Source organism: Vibrio sp. S12_S33, assembly GCF_963889785.1.
In the GTDB taxonomy this organism is placed as follows: Bacteria; Pseudomonadota; Gammaproteobacteria; order Enterobacterales; family Vibrionaceae; genus Vibrio; species Vibrio aestuarianus.
This window is the reverse complement of record NZ_CAWPQZ010000079.1, coordinates 1-6,294: the sequence shown is the minus strand read 5'-3', so window position 1 is coordinate 6,294 and position 6,294 is coordinate 1. Positions and strand designations below refer to the sequence as shown.

7 protein-coding genes are annotated in these 6,294 nt (G+C 39.4%); 1 reads left to right on the top strand and 6 read right to left on the bottom strand.

Annotation, left to right across the window (positions count from 1 at the left end; translation table 11 throughout):
- The first annotated feature begins 330 nt into the window (after positions 1 to 330).
- On the top strand, positions 331 to 465 hold the full coding sequence (locus AACW06_RS18550; protein WP_272956771.1) for a hypothetical protein: 135 nt from the start codon (positions 331 to 333) through the stop codon (positions 463 to 465).
- Positions 466 to 1,336: 871 nt separating this feature from the next.
- Here the strand turns inward: AACW06_RS18550 and AACW06_RS18545 are convergent.
- The 6 genes from AACW06_RS18545 to AACW06_RS18520 all read right to left on the bottom strand — a co-directional run bounded on the left by AACW06_RS18545 (position 1,337) and on the right by AACW06_RS18520 (position 5,549).
- Positions 1,337 to 1,705 (bottom strand): VOC family protein, encoded by a 369-nt coding sequence (locus AACW06_RS18545; protein WP_192076206.1) that lies wholly within the window; start codon positions 1,703 to 1,705, stop codon positions 1,337 to 1,339.
- Positions 1,706 to 1,861: 156 nt separating this feature from the next.
- Complete coding sequence (locus tag AACW06_RS18540) at positions 1,862 to 2,227, bottom strand: hypothetical protein (RefSeq protein ID WP_075111302.1); 366 nt, start codon at positions 2,225 to 2,227, stop codon at positions 1,862 to 1,864.
- A 250-nt stretch (positions 2,228 to 2,477) separates the two neighbouring features.
- On the bottom strand, positions 2,478 to 2,705 hold the full coding sequence (locus AACW06_RS18535) for a hypothetical protein (RefSeq protein WP_192076205.1): 228 nt from the start codon (positions 2,703 to 2,705) through the stop codon (positions 2,478 to 2,480).
- Positions 2,706 to 2,867: 162 nt separating this feature from the next.
- A complete protein-coding gene (locus AACW06_RS18530; RefSeq protein WP_192076204.1) occupies positions 2,868 to 3,650 on the bottom strand; it encodes a Swt1 family HEPN domain-containing protein in 783 nt (260 codons plus the stop codon).
- Positions 3,651 to 3,815: 165 nt separating this feature from the next.
- Positions 3,816 to 4,931, bottom strand: coding sequence for a DUF6602 domain-containing protein (locus tag AACW06_RS18525; RefSeq protein ID WP_192076203.1), 1,116 nt, complete (start codon positions 4,929 to 4,931; stop codon positions 3,816 to 3,818).
- 135 nt (positions 4,932 to 5,066) lie between these two features.
- Positions 5,067 to 5,549, bottom strand: coding sequence for a MazG-related protein (locus AACW06_RS18520; RefSeq protein WP_192076202.1), 483 nt, complete (start codon positions 5,547 to 5,549; stop codon positions 5,067 to 5,069).
- Positions 5,550 to 6,294 lie beyond the last annotated feature (745 nt).

The window sequence follows — 6,294 nt, the reverse complement described above, 5'->3', positions numbered from 1 at the left end:
TTCAAACACTTCCCGAAAAGTGCCACTGGCGAGATAGTTGAGAAGCTGAGATTTGTCCGGTGTGTAGCTAGAAAACCGAAAGCCTTTCCACCCTAAATTCACCGTTTTTCTTAACCCCAGCTAACGCTGCGTTAAGTGGTGAGCAACGCGACCACAATCCTAAACCATTGCGCCTTAAACACAAAACTCAACCTAGACCCGAAACTCCCAAGCGTTGGGAATCCGTCTTAAACGCCTAGTTAGCTGCTGCACTTTCGCTAGCAAATTACGCCAAACTGCCTAATTTGAAACACATTATTGCTTTCAAACAGCAAAGTAAAACGGACAGCTGTGAAATTAAAACTTAATCCACGAAATACGCTTGGCAAAGAAGAAATGACCGAGAAAATCACCATTCCTGAGCTCGGTAATTTGCAAAGAATTCTATCGGAAAAGCCAACGACAGAGCACACGAAACGAATTTAAGCATTCATGAATTTCAGCAGCAAAGAAGCCGCGCCAACGAACTTAACAAACACAACACTTCCCGTAAGCAGACTTCGTTAAATTCAAACACTTCCCGAAAAGTGCCACTGGCGAGATAGTTGAGAAGCTGAAATTTGTCCGGTGTGTAGCTAGAAAACCCAAAGCCTTTCCACCCTAAATTCACCGTTTTTCTTAACCCCAGCTAACGCCGCATTAAGTGGTGAGCGACGCTAAACACTAATGCCTCGGCAAACCACTTAAAACACAAAAACTGAATTTACACTAAAAACACCAAGCGTTGCGAATCCGTCTTAAATGCTTTGTTATGCAAATTCAATAAGATAAACATGAAGTTACACTAAATTTGATTAAGAAAACAATCAAAATGTTGGTTAAGTGAGCCAAGAATCAACCCAAGCCCGAACCGTAATAAATAAGCCGCCAAAACAAAGCACACCTTTCAGCAACAAACCAAACTTTTGAATCTGAAAAACTCAACGAGCAAAATATTCAGCGAACTCGAAATTCTCGATTAACTTGCCCTTTCCACACTTTGCGCCAGCAAAATTAACAACGCGCCAACGCTAAAACCGAGTGAGGCAACAAAGAATCTTGTCTGTTTTACGGGTTGAATTGACCACGAAATTGGAGCCGAAAATGTTCATTTGCCGACAACACAAAGCGAATGGCCAGAGAAATCCCAAAAGATTAAACCCCTAAATTTACCTGAGTTGCATAACGCCAAATTAAGGTGTGAACAACGCTAACACCCTACCTAAAGCATTGTGCCATAAACACAAAACTGACTTGAAGTGAAAGCGCCGAGCGTTGTGAATCACTCTTAAATTTATTGTTATATGCGTATTAGAAGCTACATTGAAACTGCTTCGATTTTGTTTCCGTCTAAGTCACGTACGAATGCTGCGTAGTAAGTTTCACCATACTCTGGTCTTACCCCTGGCTTACCTGCACATGAACCACCTAACTCAATGGCTGTAGTATAGAACTGGTCAACTGCTTCTTTTGAAGGCGCATTAAAAGCAATATGAGCACCATTACTTGATGTAGCTTTTCCTTCGCAGGGACTTCCGACCCAAAATTCAAAGTTTTCACCATAAGCCGCTGCGATATTTTCTATATAGTGAGCACGCTTAATAGACAACGTAGAAAGAACTGAGTCATAAAAACCAACTGCTTTTACCACATCAGATGCGCCAACTGAGACGTGATTTAGAATCATTTTTAAGTCCTTTTATTGTTTGAAATTTAAAAGCATATAACGCCCAATTAAGGGGTGAGCAACGCTACCACCCAACCTAACGCATTGTACCGTAAACACTAAATTTGAAGTAGAAGCAAAAATGCCAAGCGTTGGGAATCCCTCTTAAATTGTTTGTTATGAGCCGTGTTTCAAGAATATACCTTCTTCTCTGAGTTGGGCACGTAAGTCTAGCAATTGTATATTTGCTGAAATAACTGAAAACAAGTTCCCGATCGCTATTGCGAACATCAAGCCTGCGCCGTACCCAGTCCAGAATTGCGGGTCAGGCAGATTAAGCATGTTGAATGCCATACAGAAAAACACAATACTCGATATTAGCTGGCGTAGCTCTCCGCAACTGACTTTGTATGTATTGGTTGCGTAGTCGTAATGAATTTTGACTTGTGAACACAAACCACCAAACTTAATATACATCCTTGTTTCACCACTCTCATAAGCGATATCATTTAGGTTCAACACTTTTTCTATACGCTCAAGCATGTTTTTTGCCTCTTAGAATCAACAATCTGCTTAGACTATTACTAAAGGCAACTAAACTCATAATCCCGTAGAAATTTCACGACAGGCTTCACGATCGACTAAGGCTCATAACGCCCAATTAAGGGGTGAACAACGCCTCCCCCCAAACCTAAAGCATTGTGCCATAGACACTAAAACTGAAGTAGAAGCAAAAGTGCCAAGCGTTGTGAATCCCTCTTAAATTGTTTGTTAGCCCGGTACTCAAGTTTAATTACAAGCCAAGTTCTGTTGCCGCTTCAACCCAAACCTCTTGATAAACTGGGAATTTTGGTTCATTTAAGCCTGATTTGCCATCTTTTGTTTTGAACCTCGGTACAATTTTTCCATTCGGGTGAACATCAGCTCCGTCAAATACCATCCATTCTTCATATTCAGGATGTTGCGCCAATTTAGCATTAGCAAAATCCAATATTTTTGAAACTGATTCTTTTGTATGCATGTAAATGTCCTTACTGTTTAATTAATTTTCCCTTAAGGGCTAACGCCCAATTAAGGTGTGAAGCACGCGACCACTACACTTAATTTGACCACCATAAACACGGAACTGAACCCAAACCAAAAGTGCCAAGCGTGCTGAATCACTCTTAAATTGTTTGTTATATCATTTTGGTAAAACGACATACCTGATACTAATATAATCATCAAAAGAACTATACGCATGATAGTCTCTCTTACTTTTTACACAGATATTAATATCACATGTTTTACCAATATCAGCGTCTGAAAATACAACTTTTTGAGTACTATTTTCACTCCATTTCTTAGTGCCTATTCTTTCTATAGAAAACTCTAAATTTTCTCCCATTGGGTCAGTGGAAAATACTTGTATCTCAACCTCGTCCCCAACACGAACCACTTCATCGGAAACCAACATTTGGGCATAACTTGGAGTCGCGACTTGATTTCCTAAGCTATCACTTACAGCTTCAATAACAGGAAAGTAATCATCAGGACTTTCTTTTTTTCCTCTATATTTCATAATTCTCGTTCTTAACTCCCCAGAAATACCTCGAATTAAATCACCTTGGTAACTATAAAGGCTCCGTCTATGAGCATTAGGATCACGTAACTTTTCTAACTCTGTTAAAAAAACTTCAATCGTTTTTTTATCTTTGAATGCCTTTTGCACCTCACCATCCCAGTTTTTTAAGATAAGTGTTTTCAAATCATAGAAATCGGAATAGTAGAGGATTCTCTGTTCAAGTGATTGCGTTGATAACCGTTTTACTTCAGTTTCTTTTCTCTGTCGCCAGCTTTCTTTTCGACCTTCAGAAATACTTATACGATCCAGCCAATTGTCACCATATTTCCTATGAAAAACGAACGCTAGAAAGTCTCTGATTGTATTCTCTATTATTGCCAACTCGTCATCATTGTTTGCCATAGATACCTCCGAAATACGAAATTTGCTTGAATGATATAACGCCCAATTAAGGGGTGAGCAACGCGACCACCCAAACCTAAAGCATTGTACCGTAAACACTAAATTTGAAGTAGAAACAAAAATGCCAAGCGTTGGGAATCCCTCTTAAATTGTTTGTTAGGCAACTTATTGATACTTATCTTTCAAATCAATTTTGTTCCCACAGCTACAGTTAATCTCCATACTTTGAGGAAACTCGATCGCTCCTTTTTCAAGCAACTGACGCTTAATAGATTCCTTCATTGAACTTGAAAGAGGCGGTAACTTGAATAACTGATATATGTAACCACAACTATCACACTGTTCACTATGTTGAACAGTCGACGTATAGCTAAAGTCTCCATAATCGCCGCTAGGCCACATTGTGTAGCCATTCACATATTTTTTGATTGGCCCTTTATGCTCAATTTGTTTTCCCCAACCACTTGGCGTAGTAATATACTGACAATAGTCAGTAGGAGACCTAATACCACTCTGATGAAAACAACTGTTAATAATACAGCTAAAGCATAATATAAAGTTTTCTGCCTCGGTTCGATTTCCTGATGAGTTTTTTATTGGCATAAATTCTTCTTGTACTGTTTGCAGCCCCTCAATCCGAGTAGATATTACGCCGCCATCTTGAGTCGGGAAGTACAACCCCTTATCTAAAACATATATCATGTTCGGTCGCAAAGACTCAGGAATCGGAGCTATTAGTTCGTTTATTGTTTTTGTAAAGCTATCCGCACTCCCAGGGCTTGTATAAGCAAAAATGGTATAGAATGTTCTCTTCTCTTTATTATCAGGATAATCAAAATTAGAATGATTAAGTTTTTTTAAGTTTACACAATTTAGTATTGATTTACGTAGTTCTGACAACGTTAAGTTTGATTTTACTTCTATACTTCCTAAGATTGACTCAATTGGAAAATACCCAACTGACTCTGAACGGTAGAAAGCATTCCCTAATTTTCCATCTATAATCAGAATGTCTTGCTCAGGACTTATCGCAGAAAAATAATTAACGCCAAAACCTTTTTCAAGGCTATAGCTAGTAGGAAGTAGCTTCGAAACAAGTTTTCTAATTTCATCTTCCAAGTAATCACCTAAGTGTCTTGGATGCTTGATCACCTTAGCTTGAACATGAATGCCTTTAAGTGACTCTACGATTTGTGAATACCAATTACTCATATGCTTTAAGTTTAAATCATACGAGTTCAAGCTTTCATGCATTCTCTTCGTGTACTCTTTCTCGTTCACCACTACCTCCTAGTTGCCTAACGCCCAATTAAGGTGTGAGGCACGCAATACAGATGCTTCCGCATACCACCTTAACCACTAAAGCCAACGCACAGTAAAAATGCCACGCGTGCCGAATCACTCTTAAATTGTTTGTTATGGCGCTGAGTTTAAAGCTAGCTGCTGAATGTCAATTAGGTCTACTTCCCTACCCAATATTCGCTTGTACTCTATCAGTTGACGAACTGGAATAACCTGTAACTCAATGCCTTGATAGCTTTTGACAACTGACTTTGAAAAATCGATGTCCAGTTGATGCCACGAACCGTCCAATGATGATTGAATTTTGGTATTTTGGGCCAATCCTATTTCAATTTTTTGATCTCGATAGATTAGCTGAAAATACTCTAAATCCCAGCCATATTCCGAGTAATGCGTAAGTGGCTTAGAAATATACTGGGCAACGCGAGCTAGTACTTTATTTGCATCTGAATTGTGGATATAGAGATCAATGTCTGCAATTTCACGACTACCACCATGAATCGTTGCCGCTAAACCACCGACAACTTGGTATTCAACACTCTCCGATTCCAAAAGACTTTTCAGCCAGTTCAAGGCTACTTTTACTTTCTCGCTCATATTGCTCCCATAGCTGATTTTTCCCTGCGCCATAACGCCGCATTAAGTGGTGAGCGACGCTAAACACTAATGCCTCGGCAAACCACTTAAAACACAAAAACTGAATTTACACTAAAAACACCAAGTGTTGCGAATCCGTCTTAAATGCTTTGTTATGCAAATTCAATAAGATAAACCAGAAGTTACACCAAATTTGATTAAGAAAACAATCAAAATATTGGTTAAGTGAACCAAGAATCAGCCAAAGCCTGAACCGTGATAAATAAGCCACCAAAACAAAGTCCACCTTTCAGCGACAAACCAAGCTTTTGAATGAGACAAACTCAACAAGCAAGACTTTCAGCAAATGCGAAATGATCGATTAACTTGCCATTTCCACACTTTTCACCCGCAAAACTGACAACGCGCCAACGCTAAAACCAATTGAGGCAAACAAAGAAATTTGCCTGTTTTACGGTTTGAGTTAACCAAGAATTTGAGGGTAAAAATGCTCATTTGCCGACAGCACAAAACGAATAGCCGGAGAAATTCCAAAAGATTGAACCCCTAAATTTACCTGAGTTGCATAACGCCGCGTTAAGTGGTGAGCAACGCGACCACAATCCTAAACCATTGCGTCTTAAACACAAAACTCAACCTAGAACCGAAACTCCCAAGCGTTGGGAATCCGTCTTAAACGCCTAGTTAGCTGCTGCACTTTCGCTAGCGAATTACGCCAAAATGCCAAATTTGAAACACATTATTG